General features: G+C 59.7%; 17 protein-coding genes. 4 read left to right on the top strand and 13 right to left on the bottom strand.

What is annotated here, in order from left to right:
* Positions 1 to 2 precede the first annotated feature (2 nt).
* From CFII64_RS07405 to ppsA, 5 genes are all read right to left on the bottom strand, one after another.
* On the bottom strand, positions 3 to 257 hold the full coding sequence (locus CFII64_RS07405) for a hypothetical protein (RefSeq protein ID WP_020290166.1): 255 nt from the start codon (positions 255 to 257) through the stop codon (positions 3 to 5).
* A gap of 89 nt (positions 258 to 346) precedes the next feature.
* Positions 347 to 1,342 (bottom strand): zinc transporter ZntB, encoded by a 996-nt coding sequence (locus CFII64_RS07410; RefSeq protein ID WP_020290167.1) that lies wholly within the window; start codon positions 1,340 to 1,342, stop codon positions 347 to 349.
* A gap of 11 nt (positions 1,343 to 1,353) precedes the next feature.
* The gene (gene rraA / locus CFII64_RS07415; RefSeq protein WP_020290168.1) at positions 1,354 to 1,842 is read right to left on the bottom strand and encodes a ribonuclease E activity regulator RraA; all 489 of its coding nucleotides are present in this window, start codon (positions 1,840 to 1,842) and stop codon (positions 1,354 to 1,356) included.
* A 95-nt stretch (positions 1,843 to 1,937) separates the two neighbouring features.
* On the bottom strand, positions 1,938 to 2,930 hold the full coding sequence (locus CFII64_RS07420; protein WP_020290169.1) for an alpha/beta fold hydrolase: 993 nt from the start codon (positions 2,928 to 2,930) through the stop codon (positions 1,938 to 1,940).
* A gap of 100 nt (positions 2,931 to 3,030) precedes the next feature.
* The gene (ppsA, locus tag CFII64_RS07425) at positions 3,031 to 5,406 is read right to left on the bottom strand and encodes a phosphoenolpyruvate synthase (RefSeq protein ID WP_020290170.1); all 2,376 of its coding nucleotides are present in this window, start codon (positions 5,404 to 5,406) and stop codon (positions 3,031 to 3,033) included.
* Between the two features lie 180 nt (positions 5,407 to 5,586).
* Here ppsA and CFII64_RS07435 point away from each other — a divergent pair, with 180 nt between their 5' ends.
* Positions 5,587 to 6,405 carry a pyruvate, water dikinase regulatory protein gene (locus tag CFII64_RS07435; protein ID WP_020290172.1) on the top strand — a complete coding sequence of 273 codons (819 nt, stop codon included), beginning with the start codon at positions 5,587 to 5,589 and terminating at the stop codon, positions 6,403 to 6,405.
* Positions 6,406 to 6,569: 164 nt separating this feature from the next.
* Here CFII64_RS07435 and prpD read toward each other — a convergent pair whose 3' ends face one another.
* The 6 genes from prpD to CFII64_RS07465 all read right to left on the bottom strand — a co-directional run bounded on the left by prpD (position 6,570) and on the right by CFII64_RS07465 (position 14,925).
* A complete protein-coding gene (prpD, locus tag CFII64_RS07440) occupies positions 6,570 to 8,054 on the bottom strand; it encodes a 2-methylcitrate dehydratase (protein WP_020290173.1) in 1,485 nt (494 codons plus the stop codon).
* Positions 8,055 to 8,149: 95 nt separating this feature from the next.
* Complete coding sequence (prpF, locus tag CFII64_RS07445; RefSeq protein WP_020290174.1) at positions 8,150 to 9,334, bottom strand: 2-methylaconitate cis-trans isomerase PrpF; 1,185 nt, start codon at positions 9,332 to 9,334, stop codon at positions 8,150 to 8,152.
* A gap of 12 nt (positions 9,335 to 9,346) precedes the next feature.
* The gene (gene acnD, locus CFII64_RS07450; RefSeq protein WP_020290175.1) at positions 9,347 to 11,938 is read right to left on the bottom strand and encodes a Fe/S-dependent 2-methylisocitrate dehydratase AcnD; all 2,592 of its coding nucleotides are present in this window, start codon (positions 11,936 to 11,938) and stop codon (positions 9,347 to 9,349) included.
* A 70-nt stretch (positions 11,939 to 12,008) separates the two neighbouring features.
* A complete protein-coding gene (gene prpC / locus CFII64_RS07455) occupies positions 12,009 to 13,136 on the bottom strand; it encodes a 2-methylcitrate synthase (protein ID WP_020290176.1) in 1,128 nt (375 codons plus the stop codon).
* Positions 13,137 to 13,297: 161 nt separating this feature from the next.
* The gene (gene prpB / locus CFII64_RS07460; RefSeq protein ID WP_020290177.1) at positions 13,298 to 14,191 is read right to left on the bottom strand and encodes a methylisocitrate lyase; all 894 of its coding nucleotides are present in this window, start codon (positions 14,189 to 14,191) and stop codon (positions 13,298 to 13,300) included.
* On the bottom strand, positions 14,188 to 14,925 hold the full coding sequence (locus tag CFII64_RS07465) for a GntR family transcriptional regulator (protein ID WP_020290178.1): 738 nt from the start codon (positions 14,923 to 14,925) through the stop codon (positions 14,188 to 14,190). Before CFII64_RS07465 ends, prpB begins: the two co-directional genes overlap by 4 nt.
* 407 nt (positions 14,926 to 15,332) lie before the next feature.
* Between CFII64_RS07465 and CFII64_RS07470 the strand changes: the two genes are divergently transcribed.
* The 3 genes from CFII64_RS07470 to CFII64_RS07480 are packed head-to-tail and all read left to right on the top strand — an operon-like array spanning position 15,333 to position 18,425.
* A complete protein-coding gene (locus tag CFII64_RS07470) occupies positions 15,333 to 15,866 on the top strand; it encodes an ATP-dependent zinc protease (protein ID WP_020290179.1) in 534 nt (177 codons plus the stop codon).
* 4 nt (positions 15,867 to 15,870) lie between these two features.
* Complete coding sequence (locus CFII64_RS07475; RefSeq protein WP_020290180.1) at positions 15,871 to 17,406, top strand: inactive transglutaminase family protein; 1,536 nt, start codon at positions 15,871 to 15,873, stop codon at positions 17,404 to 17,406.
* On the top strand, positions 17,406 to 18,425 hold the full coding sequence (locus CFII64_RS07480) for an alpha-L-glutamate ligase-like protein (protein WP_177325404.1): 1,020 nt from the start codon (positions 17,406 to 17,408) through the stop codon (positions 18,423 to 18,425). The genes CFII64_RS07475 and CFII64_RS07480 overlap by 1 nt, the downstream gene beginning before the upstream one ends.
* Positions 18,426 to 18,897: 472 nt before the next feature.
* On the opposite strand, the gene CFII64_RS30030 is transcribed toward CFII64_RS07480, so the two are convergent.
* Entirely contained in the window at positions 18,898 to 19,584 is a 687-nt protein-coding gene (locus CFII64_RS30030) for an RHS repeat-associated core domain-containing protein (protein ID WP_020290182.1), read from the bottom strand.
* 223 nt (positions 19,585 to 19,807) lie between these two features.
* The coding region (locus CFII64_RS07495; RefSeq protein ID WP_020290184.1) for an RHS repeat domain-containing protein at positions 19,808 to 22,350 on the bottom strand (2,543 nt) is incomplete at its 5' end.

The raw sequence follows: 22,350 nt of genomic DNA on the forward strand, positions 1-22,350 counted from the left end.
GTTCAGTCAGCCTTATCGACAGTGCGAGCGTTTACTTTAAGGTTATTGCGGCGCGACACCGGTGAAACATGGGCCGAGCCATTGTTCAGGGCAATCATCATGGCTTGCGACCAACGACCCAGAAGGCCGAACAGTACGCCTGCGCCGACCTGACGGTTGGCGGTCTTCAACACTCGCCCCAGGCACGCATCGTCATCCCGGCTGGAGGACGACGAATTGAGCATGTCGCGCAAAGATTCTTCAAACGGATCGTGCATCAGGCACCTCACGTAACGTCACTAAAAGACGCGACCAAATTTGCATGAGTCACACGCCTTTGGTCAGGCCCGGACAAATATCTGCGTTTTTACACCCAGCGCAGGCGTCTATACAGCCACCACTGGCCCAGCGCGACCGCGATTATCAACGCACAGGCCACCAGAAAACCGTAGGGACTGGCAGAGCCCGGTATGCCGCCAACGTTGATCCCCAGCAAGCCGGTCAGGAAGCTCATCGGCAGGAAAATACCGGTGATAATCCCGAAGCGATACATGGTTTTATTCATTCGCTCGCGCAGGCGCCGATCTTCGGATTCGAGCACCAGACCCACGCGTTCACGGGTCAATTCCAGTTCTTCGAGGTATCGGGTAAGGCTGTTGTTGAGCTCATTCCAGTAGTCGGCATCATCGTCGACAAACCATGGGAATTTGCTGCGCGTCAGCTGCGCGTAGATGTCTCTTTGCGGAGCGAGAAAACGCCGCAAGCCAGCGGCACGGCGACGGATATGCAACAACGTTCCGTGATCGGGCGTATACCGCTCGTCGGCATCTATCTTTTCTTCTTCTATATCGACCGATTCAGTCAGGTCGCCGACCAATGCCTGGACTTTATCGGTGAGGTACTGAGCCAGATACAGGATGAGTTCGGAGGCGGTTTTCGGCCCCTTGCCTTCATTCAGCTGCTCGATCAGTTCGTCAGTGGCGCGCAGCGGACGAAGGCGCAGGGAAATGACTTGCTGGGCCGCAGCGAAGATCCGCACCGAGACCATGTCCTCAGGCTCGGCCCCCGGATTCAGATTGACCCCGCGCAGGAACAGCAACAGGTTGTCGTCCGGCAGCGGTAGCAAACGTGGCCGGGTGTTTTCTTCAAGCAGCAGGTCGCAGGCGAACTCGCTCAAGCCGCTGGCGGTGCGCAACCAGGTATGGGTTTGCGGATGGCCACGATCCCAGTGCAGCCAGACACTTTCGTGCGGCTGCAACTGCAGGCAATCCAGTTCGGTCCGAGCGATGAAACGCGCCCCGCCACTACCATCCAATACGAGAGCATGTACCAGCCCCCACTGCGCGTTTTGCTCGTCGAACATTCGTACTTCGCTTATTCCGGCATTTTCAGAGGAGAAGGCGAAATGATCACGCCGTTATTGTCGGCATACACGTATTCACCCGGACGGAAGGTAACGCCGGCAAAAGTGACCGGGACATTGAGATCGCCGATGCCGCGCTTGTCGGTCTTTTTCGGGTGACTGGCCAGCGCCTGAACGCCGAGGTCGGTTTGCGCGATCACATCCACGTCGCGGATGCAGCCGTAGATGACCATGCCTTCCCAGCCGCTTCGGGCAGCCTTTTCGGCCAGCATGTCACCCAGCAAGGCGCAACGCAGGGATCCGCCGCCATCAATGACCAACACTTTGCCCTTGCCGTCCTGCTCGACCTGCTCGCGCACCAGCGAGTTATCTTCAAAGCACTTGAGGGTGACGATTTCGCCGCCGAAGGAATCACGGCCGCCAAAATTGCTGAACATCGGCTCAACGACCTGCACCAGTTCCGGGTAGGCGTCGCACAAATCGGGAGTGAGGTAATGCATGAAGTAACTCCTGTCAGTGAAGGGTTCATCAAGGGGCAAATGGATCTGCTGAGGCGTAGCTTAGCCGCAACCAGGCGACAGCGAAACGATCTGGCTCAATGCATTGCGGCGATCGGCTGCTCCGACAGCTCCTGTACAGGCACGCAGCGCTCGTGCAGCCAGTCCTTGACCAGCGGCCAGACCTCGCGCTGCGCGGCTTTGCTGACCAGCATCTGTACGTGGCCGAAATCCTCGGAGAAGCCCTGCTCACGACCCAGACAGGTAAATGTGCGCTGCGGCGAACCGATCTGCTCGTAAAGCTTGCGACACGCCCACACCGGGTCCTGGTGATCGCCCGCCGCCGCTACCACCCATAAAGGCACGCTGACCTCAGCCAGACCCGCCCACCAATCGCTGTGCTGGTCACCGAAGCGGCCAAACAAGCCATGCCAGCGCAGGCTTTCCAGCGCCAGGCCAATCGGCTCGTCTTCCGGGCCACGTTTGAAGCGTGGACCGGAAATGTGCTCGAAGCGCTTGAGCAGTAAACGACTGGACCATTGCAGTGGAGGGATTTTCAGCGGCCAGTACGTGCGGCTGATCTGACTGCCAAACAGCGCTACCGAAGCCGCGCTGTCCGGTCCCAGATACTGACCGCCCAGGGCTGCCGTCAGGGTTGTGCCGCCCAGCGAATGGCCGAGCCAGTGGGCGACCTGCCCGCTCTGCTCGGTGACAAATGCCGCGATGGCCGGCAGGTCGTAACGCGCATAGTCGGCAACCCGGTTGTGGCGATAGGCCTGATTGCGCGCAGACAAGCCATGTCCGCGCATTTCCGGGATCCACACATCAAAGCCGGCCCGTGCCAGATACGCGCCCAGGCCAATGCCTTTGGGCGAATACCAGAACCGCCGATTGGAAAAACTGCCGTGCAACAGGATCACCGGCACGCCGCGCGCATCGGGCTGCGCCACCAGCCCCAGGCGGGTCAAGGCGATTTCGACGCTGGCATCGGGGCTGTTGGCGGGTTTGAGGCGATAAACGTCCTCGATCAGATCGCCACGTCGCTCGGCGCTGATCAAGGCCACTGGGAAAAGGCTGCTGCTGCTTTGCATATTGCTCTGGTAATAAATGGGCCGGCCTTGGGTGGCCGTCCCGATTGAACATAAAAAAGCCCCGACCCACGTCAGCGGGTCGGGGCTTGACTCAGTGGGATCAGACCGGAGCCTGAGCCTCAGCCAGGAAGAACCAGGTTTCCAGCACGGAATCGGGGTTCAACGAGACGCTTTCGATACCTTGATCCATCAACCAGCGCGCCAGATCCGGGTGATCCGATGGGCCCTGGCCGCAAATGCCGATGTATTTGCCAGCCTTGTTACAGGCCTGGATCGCGTTGGACAGCAGCTTCTTGACCGCCGGATTGCGCTCATCGAACAGATGCGCGATGACGCCGGAGTCACGGTCCAGGCCCAGGGTCAGCTGAGTCAGGTCGTTGGAGCCAATGGAGAAGCCGTCGAAGTATTCGAGGAACTCTTCAGCCAGAATCGCGTTGGACGGCAGTTCGCACATCATGATGATGCGCAGGCCGTTTTCGCCGCGTTTCAGACCGTTTTCCGCCAGCAGGTCGATCACCTGGCTCGCTTCGCCCAGGGTGCGTACGAACGGCACCATGATTTCAACGTTGGTCAGGCCCATCTCTTCGCGGACACGCTTGAGCGCGCGGCATTCGAGCTCGAAGCAATCGCGGAAATTCTCGCTGATGTAACGCGAGGCGCCACGGAAACCCAGCATCGGGTTTTCTTCTTCCGGCTCGTAGAGCTTGCCGCCGATCAGGTTCGCGTACTCGTTGGACTTGAAGTCCGAGAGGCGCACGATGACCTTTTTCGGGGTGAACGCCGCAGCCAGGGTGCTGATGCCTTCGACCAGTTTTTCGACATAGAAACCGACCGGATCGTTGTAACCGGCGATGCGCTTGTCGACGCTGTCCTTGATTTCCTGCGGCAGACCGTCGTAGTTGAGCAGCGCTTTGGGATGCACGCCGATCATGCGGTTGATGATGAATTCCAGACGCGCCAGGCCGACACCGGCGTTGGGCAGCTGGGCGAAGTCGAATGCCCGATCCGGGTTACCGACGTTCATCATGATCTTGAACGGCAGATCAGGCATGGCATCGACCGAGTTGGTCTTGATGTCAAAGCCCAGTTCGCCTTCGAAGATGTAACCGGTGTCGCCTTCGGCGCAGGAAACCGTCACACCCTGGCCATCCACCAGCACCTGGGTGGCGTTGCCGCAACCGACCACCGCCGGAATACCCAGTTCACGGGCAATGATCGCCGCGTGGCAGGTACGCCCGCCCCGGTTGGTGACGATGGCGCTGGCGCGTTTCATGACCGGTTCCCAGTCCGGGTCGGTCATGTCCGAGACCAGAACGTCGCCGGGCTGGACCTTGTCCATTTCGGACACGTCTTTGATGATGCGGACCTTGCCGGCGCCGATGCGCTGGCCGATGGCACGGCCTTCAACCAGTACGGTGCCGGTTTCCTTGAGCAGGTAACGTTCCATGACGTTGGCCTGGGAACGGCTCTTCACGGTTTCCGGACGCGCCTGAACGATGTACAGCTTGCCGTCGTCACCGTCCTTGGCCCATTCGATGTCCATCGGGCACTTGTAGTGCTTCTCGATGATCATCGCCTGCTTGGCCAGCTCGGAAACTTCCTCGTCGCTCAGGCAGAAACGCGTGCGGTCGGCAGCGTCGACGTCGATGACCTTGACCGATTTGCCGGCCGAGGCTTCTTCGCCGTAGATCATCTTGATCGCCTTGCTGCCCAGATTGCGGCGCAGGATCGCCGGGCGACCGGCTTCAAGGGTGCCTTTGTGCACGTAGAATTCGTCCGGATTGACCGCGCCTTGCACAACGGTTTCACCCAGGCCGTAAGCGCCGGTGATGAACACCACGTCGCGGAAGCCCGATTCAGTGTCCAGGGTGAACATCACGCCTGCGGTGCCGGTTTCGGAGCGGACCATGCGCTGCACGCCGGCGGACAATGCCACCAGCTTGTGGTCGAAACCCTGATGCACGCGGTAGGAAATGGCGCGGTCGTTGAACAGCGAGGCGAACACTTCCTTGGCCGCTCGGATCACGTTCTCGACGCCACGGATATTCAGGAAGGTTTCTTGCTGACCGGCGAACGAAGCGTCGGGAAGGTCTTCGGCGGTGGCGGAAGAGCGCACGGCAACGGCCAGATTCGGATTGCCTGCCGACAACGTGGCGAAGGCAGTGCGAATTTCGGCGTTGAGTTTCTCGGGAAACTCGGCGTCCATGATCCACTGACGAATCTGCGCGCCGGTCTTGGCCAGCGCGTTGACATCGTCGACATCAAGAGCGTCCAGGGCTGCGTGGATCTGATCGTTCAGACCACTCAGCTCAAGGAAATCACGGTAGGCCTGAGCCGTAGTGGCAAAGCCACCAGGCACCGAAACGCCAGCACCTGCGAGGTTGCTGATCATTTCGCCGAGGGATGCGTTCTTGCCTCCGACATGCTCCACATCATGGACGCCGAGCTTTTCGAGGGAAACTACGTACTCTACCAAGGTGATCTCTCCACTAACTATGTTTGTTGTTGGGAAAAGCTCATGCACCCGGAACCTGTACTGCGCTTCCGGGCGTTTGTGGCCTGGGCCATGAAAATAAGTGAGAATGCGGACCACCCAGGCCCGCATGCGCGCCTATGATATCCAACAATCGTCACCAGCTTAAGGCCCAAGGCGCAAATGAAACGATCCGCTTTCTTTATCTCCGACGGCACCGGCATCACGGCCGAAACTCTGGGCCAGAGCCTGTTAGCGCAATTTGAGAACATTACGTTCAACAAGTTCACGAGGCCCTACATCGACAGCGTCGAGAAAGCGCGGGCGATGGTACAACAAATCAACGCCGCCGCCGAAAAGGACGATGTACGCCCGATCATCTTCGACACCATCGTCAATCAGGACATCCGCGAAATCCTCGCGACGTCCAACGGCTTCATGATCGACATTTTCTCGACCTTTCTCGCGCCACTGGAGCAGGAGCTTAGTTCACACTCTTCCTATTCGGTGGGCAAATCGCACTCCATCGGTCACAACTCCAACTACATGGAGCGGATCGAGGCGGTCAACTTCGCCCTCGACAACGACGACGGCGCACGCACTCATTATTACGACAAGGCCGACATCATTCTGGTGGGTGTCTCGCGCTGCGGCAAAACCCCGACTTGTCTGTACATGGCCATGCAATTCGGCATCCGCGCCGCCAATTACCCGCTCACCGAAGACGACATGGAGCGCCTGCAACTGCCCAACGCGCTCAAGGAACACCGTAACAAATTATTCGGCCTGACCATTGACCCAGATCGGTTAACCGCGATTCGCCACGAACGCAAACCCAACAGCCGCTACGCCAGCTACGCCCAGTGCGAGTTCGAAGTCCGGGAAGTGGAAAACCTGTTCCGCCGCGAGAACATCCCGAACATCAACTCCACGCATTTCTCGGTAGAAGAAATTTCGGCCAAGGTGCTGGTCGAGAAAGGTGTGGAACGGCGCTTCAAATAACAGGCCTTGAACTCCCCAGCCGCTTCGGGGACAAGTCCCCTCCTACCGGGCATCGCATAGTTCGGTAGGACCGGACTTGTCCGGGAAGGCGTCGGGTGGGCCGAGGAAAATCTTCGGCGCATGCACCGCACCCGTCGAAAACAATTCCTCTTATTGAGTCGCCCCTAAAGCTGCCACAACTCCATAAACCGATGCACCGGCAGCGCTTCCAGGCCTGCCTGATCCTTGCACACGGCGACCAGCTGTTCGCAGCGCTGCGGAGCGAAACGGGTGGCCAGGTTGTTTTTGAACTTCTCTTCCAGCAGCGGGATGCCATCGGCGCGACGCCGGCGGTGGCCGATGGGGTATTCGACTTCAACCTTGTCAGTGCTGGAACCATCCTTGAAAAACACCTGAATCGCGTTGGCAATCGAGCGCTTGTCTGCTTCCAGGTACTCACGGCTGTAGCGTGGATCTTCGACGATTTCCATCTTGTCCCGCAGCTGATCGATGACCGGATGGGCCGTATGAAACTCGTCTTCATAGTGCTCGGCGACCAGGGTGCCGAACACCAGCGGGACGGCAATCATGTATTGCAGGCAATGATCGCGATCAGCGGCGTTGGCCAGCGGCCCAACCTTGGAAATGATGCGAATCGCCGATTCATGGGTGGTGACAACAATTCGGTCTATTTCGGAAATGCGATTGCGCACCAGCAGGTGCAACGTGACTGCCGCTTCGCAGGCTGTTTGCGCGTGGAATTCGGCGGGAAAGCTGATCTTGAACAGCACGTTTTCCATCACATATGTGCCATAGGGCCGGGACAGGCTGAATGCGCGCTGATCCTCGGCCTTGAGCGCCAGGTCTTTATTGGTGTGACTGAACAGCACGTCGTAAAAGCCCCACTGCGGCGCGGTCAAAACCCCTGGAATGCCCATTTCGCCGCGCATGGCAATGTCCGCCAGACGCACCGCGCGACTGGTGGCGTCGCCCGCCGCCCAGGACTTTCGTGAACCGGCATTGGGCGCATGGCGATAAGTGCGCAATGCCTGACCGTCGACAAAGGCGTGGGACAGCGCCGCAAGCATCTGCTCGCGACTGGCGCCCATCAGCTTCGCGGCGACCGCGGTGGATGCCACTTTCACCAGCAACACGTGATCAAGTCCGACGCGGTTAAAGGAGTTTTCCAGAGCGATCACGCCCTGAATCTCGTGGGCCATGATCATCGCCTCAAGCACCGTCCGCATGCGCAGCGGCGCTTCGCCATCTGCCACATGCTTCTGGGACAGATGATCGGCCACCGCGAGAATCGCGCCGAGGTTGTCCGACGGATGCCCCCATTCCGCCGCCAGCCAGGTGTCGTTGTAATCCAGCCAGCGAATGGTGCAGCCGATATCCCAGGCAGCCTTGACCGGGTCGAGACGCAAACTCGTGCCGGGAACCCGAGCCCCAAAAGGCACCACGGTGCCTTCGACGATGGGGCCCAGATGCTTGGTGCATTCCGGAAAACGCAAGGCCAGCAAGCCGCAACCCAACGTATCCATGAGGCAATTGCGCGCGGTGTCCAGCGCCAGCGGGGACTCGACCCGGAAGGTCAGCACATAATCGGCGATGTCCTGCAGGACCTGGTCATAGTCCGGGCGGTTGTTCAGATCAACGTTGTTGCTCATTTCAACTCCTCTTTGTCCGAAGGATTTTCGCTGGCAGAACTGACGCTCTCCCGGATGAATCCGGTCCTACAGGTTGGCCGTGCTTCCTCTGTGGCTCAAACCCCGGGCACCCTAACCCAGCCTTCCATCAACACCCTGGCACTGCGACTCATGATGGCCTTGGTGACTTTCCATTCGCCGTTGCTTTGCACCGCTTCAGCACCGACCCGCAAGGTGCCGGAGGGATGGCCGAAACGCACCGCTTCACGCTTGACACCGCCAGCCGCCAGGTTGACCAACGTACCGGGAACCGCCGCAGCGGTGCCGATGGCGACAGCGGCGGTGCCCATCATGGCGTGGTGCAGTTTGCCCATGGACATGGCGCGCACCAGCAGATCGACGCTCTCGGCCGCCACCGGTTTGCCACTGGAGGCCACGTAATCGGCAGGCCCCGCAACAAAAGCCACCTTGGGCGTGTGCTGGCGCTGGGCGGCTTGGTCCAGATGCTCGATCAGGCCCATGCGCAGCGCGCCGTAAGCGCGGATGGTCTCGAACATCGCCAGCGCCTTGGGATCGCCGTTGATATCACCCTGCAACTCGCTGCCGGTGTAGCCGATGTCCTTGGCATTGATGAAAATCGTCGGAATCCCGGCATTGATCATGGTTGCCTTGAACGTGCCAATACCCGGCACCTCAAGGTCATCCACCAGATTGCCGGTAGGAAACATCGAGCCGCCCGCGCCCTCTTCGTCGGCTGCCGGGTCGATGAACTCCAGCTGCACCTCGGCGGCCGGAAACGTCACTCCGTCCAGCTCGAAATCACCGGTTTCCTGCACCGCGTCGTCGGTAATCGGCACATGAGCAATGATCGTCTTGCCGATATTGGCCTGCCAGATGCGCACCACCGCGACACCGTTTTGCGGGACACGACTGGCGTCCAGTAAACCATTGCTGATGGCGAACGGGCCGACCGCTGCCGACAGATTGCCGCAATTGCCGCTCCAGTCGACGAAAGGCTTGTCGATCGAAACCTGACCGAACAGGTAATCCACGTCGTGATCGGGCTTGCTGCTTTTCGACACGATCACCGTCTTGCTGGTGCTGGACGTCGCGCCGCCCATGCCGTCGATCTGCTTTTCATAGGGATCGGGGCTGCCGATCACCCGCAACAGCAAGGCGTCACGGGCCGCGCCGGGCACCTGCGCGTCGAGGGGCAAGTCCTGCAGTTTGAAAAACACGCCCTTGCTGGTGCCGCCCCGCATATAAGTAGCGGGGATTTTGATTTGTGCCGGGTGAGCCATGAATAAATACCCTTAAGCCGTGGTCGATTCGAGGAAATCCTGGGCAAAGCGCTGCAAGACGCCACCCGCTTCATAGATCGAGACTTCTTCAGCGGTGTCCAGGCGACAGGTGACCGGCACCTCGACCCGCTCGCCATTCTTGCGATTGATCACCAACGTCATGGTGCTCAACGGGATGCGCTCACCGAGTACGTCGAAGGTTTCGCTGCCGTCGATGTTCAAGGTATGCCGGTCAACCCCGCGTTTGAACTCCAGCGGCAGCACGCCCATGCCCACCAGATTGGTGCGGTGAATGCGCTCGAAACCTTCGGCGGCAATCGCTTCGACGCCCGCAAGACGCACGCCTTTGGCCGCCCAGTCACGGGACGAACCCTGACCATAATCGGCGCCGGCAATGATAATCAGCGGCTGTTTGCGCTCCATGTAGGTTTCAATGGCTTCCCACATGCGCGTGACCTGGCCTTCCGGCTCGATCCGCGCCAGTGAACCCTGTTTGACCTTGCCGTCGACCTGCACCATTTCGTTGAGCAGCTTCGGGTTGGCGAAAGTCGCCCGCTGGGCAGTCAGGTGATCGCCGCGATGGGTGGCGTAGGAATTGAAGTCTTCCTCCGGCAGGCCCATTTTCGCCAGGTATTCACCGGCGGCGCTGTCGAGCATGATCGCGTTGGACGGCGACAGGTGATCGGTGGTGATGTTGTCACCCAGCACCGCCAGCGGGCGCATGCCCTTGAGCGGTCGCGCGCCGGCCAGCGCACCTTCCCAGTACGGCGGACGGCGAATGTAAGTGCTTTGTGCGCGCCAGTCGTACAGCGGCGTGACCTTCTCGCCGTCGTCAGCCTTGATCTCGAACATCGGGATATAAACCTGGCGGAATTGATCCGGCTTGACGCTGGCCTTGACCACCGCGTCGATTTCTTCGTCGCTGGGCCAGATGTCTTTCAGGGTCAGCGGCTTGCCATTCAGATCGGTGCCCAGCACGTCCTTCTCGATATCGAAACGGATGGTACCGGCAATGGCGTAAGCGACCACCAGCGGCGGCGAGGCCAGAAATGCCTGCTTGGCGTACGGGTGAATGCGTCCGTCAAAGTTGCGGTTGCCGGACAACACGGCCGTCGCGTACAGGTCGCGATCAATGACTTCCTGCTGGATTTTCGGGTCCAGCGCGCCGCTCATGCCGTTGCAGGTGGTGCAGGCAAAACCGACGATGCCAAAGCCAAGCTTTTCCAGTTCCGGCAGCAAGTTTGCCTCTTCCAGATACAGCTGAACCGCCTTGGAACCCGGCGCCAGCGACGTCTTGACCCACGGCTTGCGGGTCAGGCCAGCGGCGTTGGCGTTGCGTGCCAGCAAAGCTGCGGCGATCACGTTGCGCGGATTGCTGGTGTTGGTGCAGCTGGTGATGGCAGCGATGATCACTGCACCGTCCGGCATCAGGCCCGGTTCGTTTTCGACGACACCGGAAATCCCTCGCGCCGCCAGCTCCGAAGTCGGCACCCGGCGATGGGGATTGGACGGCCCGGCGATGTTGCGCACCACGCTGGACAGGTCGAACGTGAGCACGCGCTCATACACGGCGGTTTTCAGGCTGTCGGCCCACAGGCCGGTTTGTCGGGCGTAGGTTTCCACCAGCTTGACCTGCTCAGGCTCGCGGCCGGTCAGCGTCAGGTACTCCAGGGTTTGCTGGTCGATGTAGAACATGGCGGCCGTCGCGCCAAACTCCGGGGTCATGTTGGAAATGGTCGCCCGGTCGCCCAGGGTCAGCGCGTTGGCGCCATCGCCGTAAAACTCCAGATAAGACGACACCACTTTCTCGCCACGCAAAAATTCAGTCACCGCGAGCACGATGTCGGTGGCGGTAATACCCGGCTGGCGCTTGCCCACCAGCTCGACGCCGATGATGTCCGGCAGGCGCATCCAGGAGGCGCGCCCGAGCATCACGCTCTCGGCTTCCAGCCCGCCGACGCCAATCGCGATGACGCCCAGCGCGTCGACATGGGGCGTATGGCTGTCGGTGCCGACCAGCGTATCCGGGAACGCCACGCCGTCCAGCGCATGCACCACCGGCGACATTCGTTCCAGGTTGATCTGGTGCATGATGCCGTTGCCGGGCGGGATCACGTCGACGTTCTTGAAGGCTTTCTTGGTCCAGTTGATGAAGTGAAAACGGTCTTCGTTGCGCCGGTCTTCAATGGCGCGGTTGCGCTCGAAGGCATCTTTCTCAAAGCCGCCGTGCTCTACCGCCAACGAGTGATCGACGATCAGCTGGGTCGGCACCACCGGGTTGACCAGCGCCGGATCGCCACCTTGCAAGGCAATCGCATCGCGCAAACCGGCCAGGTCGACCAAGGCGGTCTGGCCAAGGATGTCATGGCAGACCACCCGCGCCGGGAACCACGGGAAATCCAGGTCGCGGCGGCGTTCGATCAGCTGGGTCAAGGACGCATCAAGCGTTGCCGGATCGCAGCGCCGCACCAGGTTTTCAGCGAACACCCGGGAGGTGTACGGCAGCGTGTCATAAGCGCCGGGCTTGATTGCATCGACCGCCGCACGGGCGTCGAAGTAATCCAGGCGGGTGCCGGGCAGCGGTTTGCGATGTTCAATGTTCATGCGCGGGGACTCATCACGGAATTCGGTGGATGGACGGGGAGCTCATCGGCGGCTCCCCTGTCGCAGTCAATCAGCGCTGTTCAATGGGTACGAACGTGCGCTGCTCGACGCCGATGTACTCGGCGCTCGGACGGATAATGCGGTTGTTGGCACGCTGCTCGAAGACGTGCGCAGCCCAGCCGGTCAGGCGTGAGCAGACGAAGATCGGCGTGAACAGCTTGGTCGGAATGCCCATGAAGTGGTAAGCGGAGGCGTGGTAGAAGTCGGCGTTGGGGAAGAGCTTTTTCTGCTCCCACATAGTCTTGTCGATGGCTTCGGAAACCGGATACAACACGGTGTCGCCCGCCTCATCGGCGAGTTTTTTCGCCCAGCCCTTGATCACTTCGTTGCGCGGATCCGACTCTTTATAGATGGCATGGCCGAAACCCATGATCTTGTCTTTGCGTTCGAGCATCGCCAGGGTGCCTTTGACCGCTTCCTCAGCCGAGCTGAAACGCTCGATCATGGCCATGGCCGCTTCATTGGCGCCGCCATGCAAAGGCCCGCGCAAAGTGCCGATAGCGGCTGTGACGCAGGAATACAGGTCAGACAAGGTCGAAGCACAGACCCGCGCCGTGAAGGTCGACGCGTTGAATTCATGCTCGGCGTACAAAATCAGCGAAACGTCCATGACCTTGACGTGCAGCTCGCTGGGCTTGTTGCCCAATAACAGGTGCAGGAAGTGCCCGCCGATGGAGGTTTCGTCGGTAACGCAATTGATGCGCTCGCCGTCGTGGCTGAAACGATACCAGTAGCACATGATCGCCGGGAACGCGGCCAGTAGCCGATCCGTGGCGTCGCGTTGCTGATCGAAGCTCAGTTCAGGTTCCAGCGTGCCAAGCATCGACGCGCCGGTGCGCATCACATCCATCGGATGGGTGTCGGCGGGAATCCGTTCCAGCACTTCTTTCAAGGCCTGGGGCAGGTCACGCAGCTTTTGCAGCTTGGCCAGATACTCGTCCAGCTGGGCCTGGGTCGGCAGTTCGCCGTACAACAACAGGTAAGCGACTTCCTCGAAGCGCGCCTCGGCGGCCAGCTCACGTACGTCGTACCCGCGATAGGTCAGACCGGCGCCAGCCTGGCCCACGGTGGACAAGGCAGTTTGTCCGGCAACCTGACCACGCAGGCCAGCGCCGCTCAATACTTTTGCTTCAGCCATTGCTCTCTCCAATTTTGAATTTGTTAGGGAATTGGCAACTTGTTTCGTTCGGTTTGGCAATTTCCGTAGGACCGGATTTATCCGGTAAGGCGCCGGCGCAGGTGCCGGAAAATATCGGCGCATGCTCTGGCCTCTTCGGGAATGAATTCCCTCCTACAGTTTCAGGATTTCTTCTGCGCAAACAACGCATCCAGCTTCTGCTCGAAGACGTGGTAATCAATTGCGTCATACAGCTCCATGCGGGTCTGCATGGTGTCGATCACGTTTTGCTGGGTGCCGTCGCGGCGGATTGCGCCGTAGACGTTTTCCGCCGCCTTGTTCATGGCGCGGAACGCCGACAAAGGATAGAGCACCAGTGACACATCGGCCCCGCGCAGCTGGTCCACGGTAAACAGCGGCGTGGCGCCGAACTCGGTGATGTTGGCCAGAATCGGCGCTTTGACCCGGGCGGCGAACAGCTTGTACATCTCCAGCTCGGTAATCGCTTCCGGGAACACCATGTCGGCGCCCGCTTCAATACACGCTGCCGCCCGCTCCAGCGCAGACTCCAGGCCTTCCACCGCCAGCGCATCGGTACGCGCCATGATCACAAAGCTATCGTCGGTGCGTGCATCGACGGCCGCCTTGATGCGGTCGACCATTTCCTGCTGGGAAACAATTTCTTTATTCGGACGATGGCCGCAGCGCTTGGCGCCCACCTGATCCTCGATATGAATCGCCGCCGCGCCGAATTTGATCATCGAACGTACGGTGCGCGCCACGTTGAAGGCCGACGAGCCAAAGCCGGTGTCCACGTCCACCAGCAACGGCAGATCGCAAACGTCGGTGATACGTCGCACGTCGGTCAGCACATCATCCAGCCCGGTGATTCCCAGGTCCGGCACGCCCAGTGAACCCGCCGCTACGCCGCCGCCCGACAGGTAAATCGCCTTGAAACCGGCGCGTTTGGCCAGCAAGGCATGGTTGGCGTTGATCGCACCCACGACCTGCAAAGGGCTTTCACTGGCGACGGCATCACGAAAACGCTGACCGGGAGTGCTTTTGTTGGAATTCATTTCTCACCTCGGAGTGGGGATTGGACGGTGCCCGGCACTTGGGCGCCTTGTTCGAGCATATGGCGCTCGATATTGCGTTTGGACGCCGCGATGTGCCGGCGCATCAACAGCTCGGCCAGCTCGCCGTCACGCTCGGCGATGGCATCGAGAATGCGATGGTGCTCGGCAAACGCCTGACGCGGTCGATTGGGCGTTGCGGAAAACTGAATGCGATACATGCGCACCAGCTGATAAAGGTCGCCGCAGAGCATCTGGGTCAGGGTGCGATTGCCACTGCCCTGAATGATCCGGTAATGAAAGTCGAAGTCGCCTTCCTGCTGGTAATAGCCAACGCCAGCCTGAAACGCCGCATCGCGCTCATGGGTATCCAGCACCCGGCGCAGCTCATCGATTGCTTCGCCAGTCATGCGCTCGGCCGCCAGACGACAAGCCATGCCTTCAAGAGACTCGCGAATTTCGTACAACTCGATCAGCTCGGCGTGACTCAGGGAAACCACCCGCGCCCCGACATGTGGCACGCGCACCAACAGCCGCTGCCCTTCCAGCCGATGAATCGCCTCACGCAGCGGCCCACGACTGATGCCATACGTACGCGCCAGCTCGGGCTCGGAAATCTTGCTCCCCGGCGCGATCTCACCCTTGACGATAGCCGCCTGGATACGCCGAAAAACGTTCTCGGACAGCGTCTCCGAATCGTCCGCAGCAGGGGCAGTGACTTCCAGCGCATCCAGCATAGTGTCGACACCTTTTGAATCAATGGCGCTAAAACTAGCCATATTAGGGTTTCAGGTCAAATGAAATCGGATGATTGTCGACAATCGTCTAATATCTCAACTTTTCAGAATTATCGAAACGGTTGGAGGCTTGCCCGCGAACGCGTGTAGGACCGGCTTTAGCCGGGAGGGCAATTGACGCCTTCGCGACTAAAGTCGCTCCTACGGCTGGCTCGCGGGCACGCCTCCAACGCAATTGCCTTCCAATCCGGGCAGTAAGGCTAAAAACCTTCATGCTAGAATGCCGCCCGCGCGTGACGGCGGTTAGTGGCCTCATGCCAGCGGATTTTCCTCTCCAGATTGACGATCATGCCTGCACTATCGCTGCACGCACGGCTCCGAGGATCGTTCTCAATGCACCAGGATTTATGAATTTAAAACCCCTCCTTACCCTTTGCCTGTGTTTGCTGCCAGGTGTCGTCGTCGCTGGCGACAAGACCGTTTACGGCCTCAATGAATACGCCGAGCTCACCGATATCGACCTGCAAGTGGCCGCCAAGCTGGACACCGGCGCCAAGACGGCGTCGCTGAGTGCGCGGGACATCAAGCATTTCAAGCGCGATGGCGAAAGCTGGGTGCGTTTTTATCTGGCCATTGATGACGCCCATGCGCACCCCATCGAAAGGCCTTTGGCCCGCCTTAGCAAGATCAAGCGTCGCGCCGATGACCGTGATGCCGATGACGAGAAAAAATACACCGCGCGCCCGGTGATCAGCCTGAATGTGTGCATGGGTGGCGCTTTACGCACCATCGAAGTGAACTTGACCGACCGAAGTGCTTTCCAATACCCGCTTTTGATCGGCTCCGAAGCGCTGAAACGCTTTGATGCGCTGGTCGATCCCAGTCTTAAATACGCAGCGGGCAAACCCGCTTGTGCAATCACCGCTCAAATCACCGAGTAAATAGATGCGCTCTCTTACACTCCATCTGAAAATCCTGATCGCTGTGCTGGTGACGCTGGGCATTGCGATCACGGCGTATCAGATTCTGGCGCTGGGCATCCCGGTGACCGAGGACGAAACGGACGACTTGTGGAACATCGACGCCAAGGTCGAGTTCGTCGCCAGCCCCAAAGACCCGGTCAAGATCCAGATGTTCGTGCCGCCGCTGGCCCGGGACTACATCAGCCTCAATGAAAGCTTTATCTCCAACAATTACGGGGTGAGCGTCAACCGCGTCGACGGCAATCGCAAGGTGACGTGGTCGGCGCGGCGCGTGTCCGGCAACCAGACGCTGTATTACCGGCTGGTGCTGACCAAGCGTTACAGCGGCGAGAAAGCCAAGATCAAAGGGCCGATTTTCCGCGACAGCATCGTCGTCGAAGGCCCGGAAAAAATCGCTGCCGAAGCCTTGCTCGCGCCGATTCGCCAGCACTCGGCGGACGTCGAGACGTTCATCACCGAAGCCATCAAGCGGGTCAACAACCTCGCCGATGACAACGTCAAGTTGCTGCTGGCGGGCGACACGTCGAGCTCCAACAAGGCGCGGGTCACCGAGCTGTTGCTGTCCATCGCCCATGTGCCGATGGAAAAGGTCCACACCATTCGTCTGGTGGCCGACCAGCCGCAGAGCCCGGAACTGTGGCTGCGCAGCTTCAACGGCAAGAACTGGCTGTATTTCAGCCCGGATACCGGTGAGCAAGGTTTGCCGGAGGACCGCCTGCTGTGGTGGACCGGCGACGAGAATCTGATCACCGTCGATGGCGGCAAGAAGGCGACAGTCAGCTTCAGCCTCAACAACAGCGAAATGAACGCCATTCGCCTGGCCAAGCTGACCGACGCCAGCACTGACGCGGACTTCCTCGAATATTCCCTGTACGGCCTGCCGCTGCAAACCCAGCAGACCTTCATGATCATGGTGATGATCCCGATTGGCGTGTTGGTGATCCTGATCCTGCGCAACCTGATCGGCCTGCAAACCCTCGGTACGTTTACGCCGGTGCTGATCGCCCTCGCCTTCCGGGAAACCCAGCTGGGCTTCGGCATCGTGCTGTTTACGATCATTACCGCGCTGGGCCTGTCGCTGCGCTCGTACCTGGAACACCTCAAGCTGCAAATGCTGCCGCGCCTGTCGGTGGTGCTGACCTTCGTCGTGGTGCTGATCGCGGCCATCAGCCTGTTCAGCCACAAGCTGGGCCTTGAGCGCGGGCTTTCGGTGGCGCTGTTCCCGATGGTGATTCTGACCATGACCATCGAACGCCTTTCCATCACCTGGGAAGAGCGCGGCGGCGGCCATGCCATGAAAGTCGCTATCGGCACGCTGTTCGCTGCGTCGCTGGCGCACATCATCATGAGCATTCCGGAACTGATCTACTTCGTATTTACTTTCCCGGCCGTGCTGTTGATTCTGGTGGGCTTCATGCTGGCCATGGGTCGTTATCGCGGTTATCGCCTGACCGAGCTGGTGCGCTTCAAGGCCTTCCTCAAGGAAGAGCAAAAATGATCGGCTGGTGGAAAACCTGGAAGGCACTGGAAGCCAGAGGGATCATGGGCATCAATCGGCGTAACGCCGACTACGTGCTCAAGTACAACAAACGCAGCCTGTACCCGATTGTGGATGACAAGATCATCACCAAGGAACGGGCGATTCAGGCCGGTATTCATGTGCCGGAAATGTACGGGGTGATTTCCACCGAGAAGGAAATCGACAAGCTCGACGAGATCATCGGCGGGCGCAGCGACTTCGTGATCAAGCCGGCGCAGGGCGCGGGCGGCGATGGCATTCTGGTGATCGCTGACCGTTTCGAAGACCGTTATCGGACGATTTCCGGGCGGATCATCAGCCATTCGGAAATCGAGCATCAGATTTCCAGCATCCTCACCGGCCTGTATTCGCTGGGCGGACATCGAGACCGGGCGCTGATCGAATACCGCGTCACCCCGGACCAGATCTTCAAAAGCATCAGTTACGAAGGCGTGCCGGACATTCGCATCATCGTGCTGATGGGTTATCCGGTGATGGCCATGCTGCGCCTGCCGACGCGGCAGTCCGGCGGCAAGGCCAACCTGCACCAGGGCGCCATTGGCGTCGGTGTCGATCTGGCCACCGGCATTACCCTCAAAGGCACCTGGCTCAACAGCATCATCACCAAACACCCGGACACCACCAACGCGGTGGATGGCGTGCAGCTGCCCAACTGGGACGGCTTCATGAAACTCGCCGCCGAATGCTACGAACTGTGCGGCCTGGGTTACATCGGCGTGGACATGGTCCTGGACCAGGAAAAAGGCCCGCTGATCCTCGAACTCAACGCCCGCCCCGGCCTGAATATCCAGATCGCCAACGACAGCGGGCTGACCCATCGCACCCAGGCGGTGGAAGCGCGGCTGGAGCAGTTGGCGCTGGAGGGCACGATTGAGACGCCGGAGCAGCGGGTGCGGTTTGTGCAGGATGTGTTTGGGCATGTGCAGAATGGTGGTGTCATTGAGCACACGCCTCACTTTGAAAACAATGAGTCTTAAATGGAAGACTCACCGCGTATCGCATTGCTTGCGCCGTCTAGTGAAAACGCCCTGTGAAGATCAACCTCGCTATAAGCGGGCGGTGCTTCGCCGTGGGGCAGATCGTCAAACGTGACATGCTTTCGCCCACCGAGTGTTCCCGCCCTGGGTTTCGCCATGATTGATTTCAACTCAAACGACCCGGACGGGACAGAAGGGCGTGCCCTTGCAGCAGTCGGCGCCGTTGGGCCGACATTGACTCTCGGATTCAACGCTTCCACAGCCTGTGTCGGGCTGTTTATGCTGCTCGGCATACGAGACGTGTTTGAAGCCGAACCTGCTGCGACTACCTCTCGGCTCGCCGACAAGGCACCTAGTCTTGCCCCGAAAGCGAATCCCCCGGCCACCCCTGAAAGCACTCCGAAACCAATACTAACGCCCGTAAAGACGTCACCAGTTTGATCATGCCCCCCCGCCTTGATGCCCGCTCCGATTACAGCACTCGTGACCGATATTCCAGCTGCGGCGTAAGACACGCCCTGCAGGCCAGCAATTGTTCCAGCTGCGATCCCCCCATCGCTGCCGTCAAAGGCGCCGCAATTCCCGCAGTCAACACGAAGGCGGCAACTCCCGCCGCCAAGCCAACCCACCAGGGAATATGCCCATTCGGATCCTGATAGTTCACCGGGTCTCCCAGGCAATAGGCGTAAGCGTTGAGCCCACCCTTGCCGAACGGGCTGAGAGTGTCAGGGCTGTTGAAGCGCATCAGCACCGGATTGAATGAGCGATACCCATTGCCGAGCATGTAGTGCCCGGTGAATGGCTCGACTCGTTCTCCGCTAAAGCCCGGCAGTTGGGTCAGGCCGCTTTCGGCGGGCCGATGGCCGTAGGGGCTATAAGCGATGGCTTGTTGTGACTGCGGCCCGGCGGCGTGCACGACCGAATGTTGCCGATCGGTGGCCAGTAAATATTGATTGCCGATGCCATCGTGCTCATCGATTTGCGCCATCACTTGCCGGCCATGACGCATCAGCATCCGCCGCGCCGATGCCTGAACTTCACTGTGCAGCCGTCCGGCCTGATAAAAACACTGGCTGACCGAAGCGCCGACTTGCGCACGGACCGCCAGGCGGTCCAGAGGGTCATACGCGTAGCGGCAGAGCAATGTTGAGTTATTCATGACGTTTACCCATTTGGACCCATACGATCCGCTAAGGGTGTTTGGCGAGCAGATGAGTTGCTGTCTGCTATTTGAAAGCTTGATGTCGATGGGGCCCGCGGTCCTGCATACCCGGATGCTGCGTGGCAGTGTAGGGACGCCGGAGCAGCGGATGCGGTTTGTGCAGGAGGTTCTGGGCATGTGGTGGGATAGCCTCCAGTCTCCGTTATAAATACCGCTACAACTACTCACTTCGAAATCGCACTTGTTTGAGTTCGATGTCGAATTTCGATTTGTAACTTTGCTTTTCAAGCATTTTCCAGGCGAGAGCCTGTCGGTAATGAGCAGGGTTCTCGAGCGCTCCCCCGTTATTCCAAACCATCTGAAGCTCAGCGAACTCATCGGAGGAAGCTGACGCTCGCCGCATGACCAAGGAGCCAGTTCTTTTGAAAAGTGAATCGCTCGCCGTCTTTTGAGCCAGTCCTGTACGCTCAAGTGCATCTCCTATTTCAGATGTCGCGGCCGCTCGCCCTCCCCCAACTGGAGTGGAAGAAGCAGCGTCGGCGAGCGCTTTGGAAGCCATCACTGACCCCATTCTTGCCCCAATAGCGACCCCTCCAGCCGCACCCGCCACAATCCCCGTCCCGAGACTCAACCACCCTAACCCTTCGCTCAATTCCCCTTTCGTCATCGCACTGCCCGCAGCACTCCCCACTGAAATCACCGTTGCAGCAATCGACACCTTGGTCGCAACGGCTGCCACCGCACCGGCGGTAGCCACGCTGACTCCCAACGCGGCAGTCACAGGTGCCGCAATTCCCGCCGTCAATACAGTAGCGGCAACGCCAGCGACCAAACCTACCCACCAGGGAATATGCCCATCCGGATCCAGATAATTCACCGGATCCCCGACGCAATACGCATAGGCATTCAAGCCGCCGTCATCAAAGGGACTCAAACTGTCCGGGCTGTGAAAGCGCATCAGCGCCGGGTTGTAGGCGCGATAGCCTTGTCCCAGCAGATACCAGCCGGTTGTCGCTTCGCGCAGTTCGCCATTGAAGCCCGAGTGGCTGGCGGCGGGTGCGGCCGAGCTTTGGTGGCCGTAGGCGTTGTAACTCAGGTCGTTGGCGCTCTCTGGACTCACCTCAGCCAGGACGGTCTTCTTTGCATCGGTGGCCAATAGCTGTGTACCGGCATTATTTCCGCTTTGGTGTTCTGCCAACAGGTGCTCACCGGCCCGGACAAAGCTGCGTTGCTCTTCGCCGCGCAATTGATTGGCAAGCTGTCCGTCCCGGTAAAAACGCTGTTCCTTGCCCTCGGTGCTTTGGCTGTTGGTCAAACTGTCCAGGGCGTCGTAGCCATAATCGACCGCAGGGGCATCGCCCGCTGCGCTGACGCTCAGCAAACGCCCCAGCGCGTCGTAGTCGAGCAATCGCCCTGCCTCATCGATCGTCAGGTTGCCGTTCGCGTCATAGTCAAGTTCGATACGCGCCGGATAATCCGCGTGGCTATTGCTGACTGCGCTGAGCTGCACAGGATCTTCGCCGTTGTATTCATACAGGGCGATATTGCTGCCCCCGGCGAATACCGTCGTCACCTCGGTGAGGTTGTCCAGCGCATCGAACTTGAATGACTGGCTCTGGATCTGCTTGCCCTGGGGGTCCAGCGGCGAATTCGGGCCGGTTGCGGTGTACAGCTCAAGCCTGCCGCGTGGGTCGTATTCAAATGTTTCGTCGCGCAGCAGCGTGCTGCCTTCGCGCAAGGTGCGTTGTTGCAGATGATCGGCTGCGTCATAGGCTTGAGCCAACTGTTGCTCAACGCCACCCGGCAGGACAAAACTGCGTAACACTTCGCGCCCGACATCGTCGTATTCCAGGCTGATACGCAGGCTCTGGGCTTGCGCACTGTCGACCGTCTCAATGCTTTCGGTCTGCCCCAAGACGTTGTAGGTGATGGCGCAAACCAGTGTTCCAGCCTTGGTACTTTCCAGACGACCGCTGCTGTCGTAAGTCCAGGTCTGAGTCGCACCCACTACATCGGTATAACTGAGCAACAGGCCATCAAGGCTGTATTGATACTGCATGGCATAGGTCTCGCCGCCCTGGACCCGGCGCTCTTCCTTGAGCTCGCCACTGGCGAAATAGTCCCGCTCCAGCTCCTGATCCTGCTCCTTGCTGCTCATCAGCCGCGCATTTTGCGGATCATAGGTGTAATCGGCGGTGCTGTTCAGCAGCTTGCGCTGAATGGGTTGTTCGCCCAGTTGCGGCTGATACAGATAATCGATGGCCTCCCCGCTCGGCGTATGCACCTTGTCGGGTTGCAGGCGCCCTTCAATAAACTCAAAACGCGTTACCCGGCCTCCGACGGTCGAGTCGATCATGCGATCCAGGCCGTCAAAGCTTTGCTCACCCAGCAGTACGCCATCGACACTGATGGCAACCGGCAAATCTTCCCGGCTGTGGCTGGCGTAGGCTCGTTCGACCTGCGCGTTGTCAGGCAGGCGATTGCCTAAGAGCCGGTCAAAGGCGTCGTAGCTGAATTCGCGGGAATTCCCCAGTGCGTCGACCTGTGCAAAGGTCCGACCCAGGCCATCGTAATGGGTGGACTCCAGACTGATTCGGTTGCCGCTCAGATCCAGCCGTTCGATGGAGTCCGGCTTGTCGAACAGATTGTTGACGGTGATGGTTTTGCCCATGCCCGCCTGCCATTCGGTGGTCGTGCGCTTGATCTGATCGACAACCTTGTGGCGTTCGATGCCATCCGGCCCGGTCACACTGCGCTGTTCCC

Origin of the sequence: Pseudomonas sp. CFII64 (genome assembly GCF_000416235.1) — a bacterium.
Lineage (GTDB): Bacteria > Pseudomonadota > Gammaproteobacteria > Pseudomonadales > Pseudomonadaceae > Aquipseudomonas.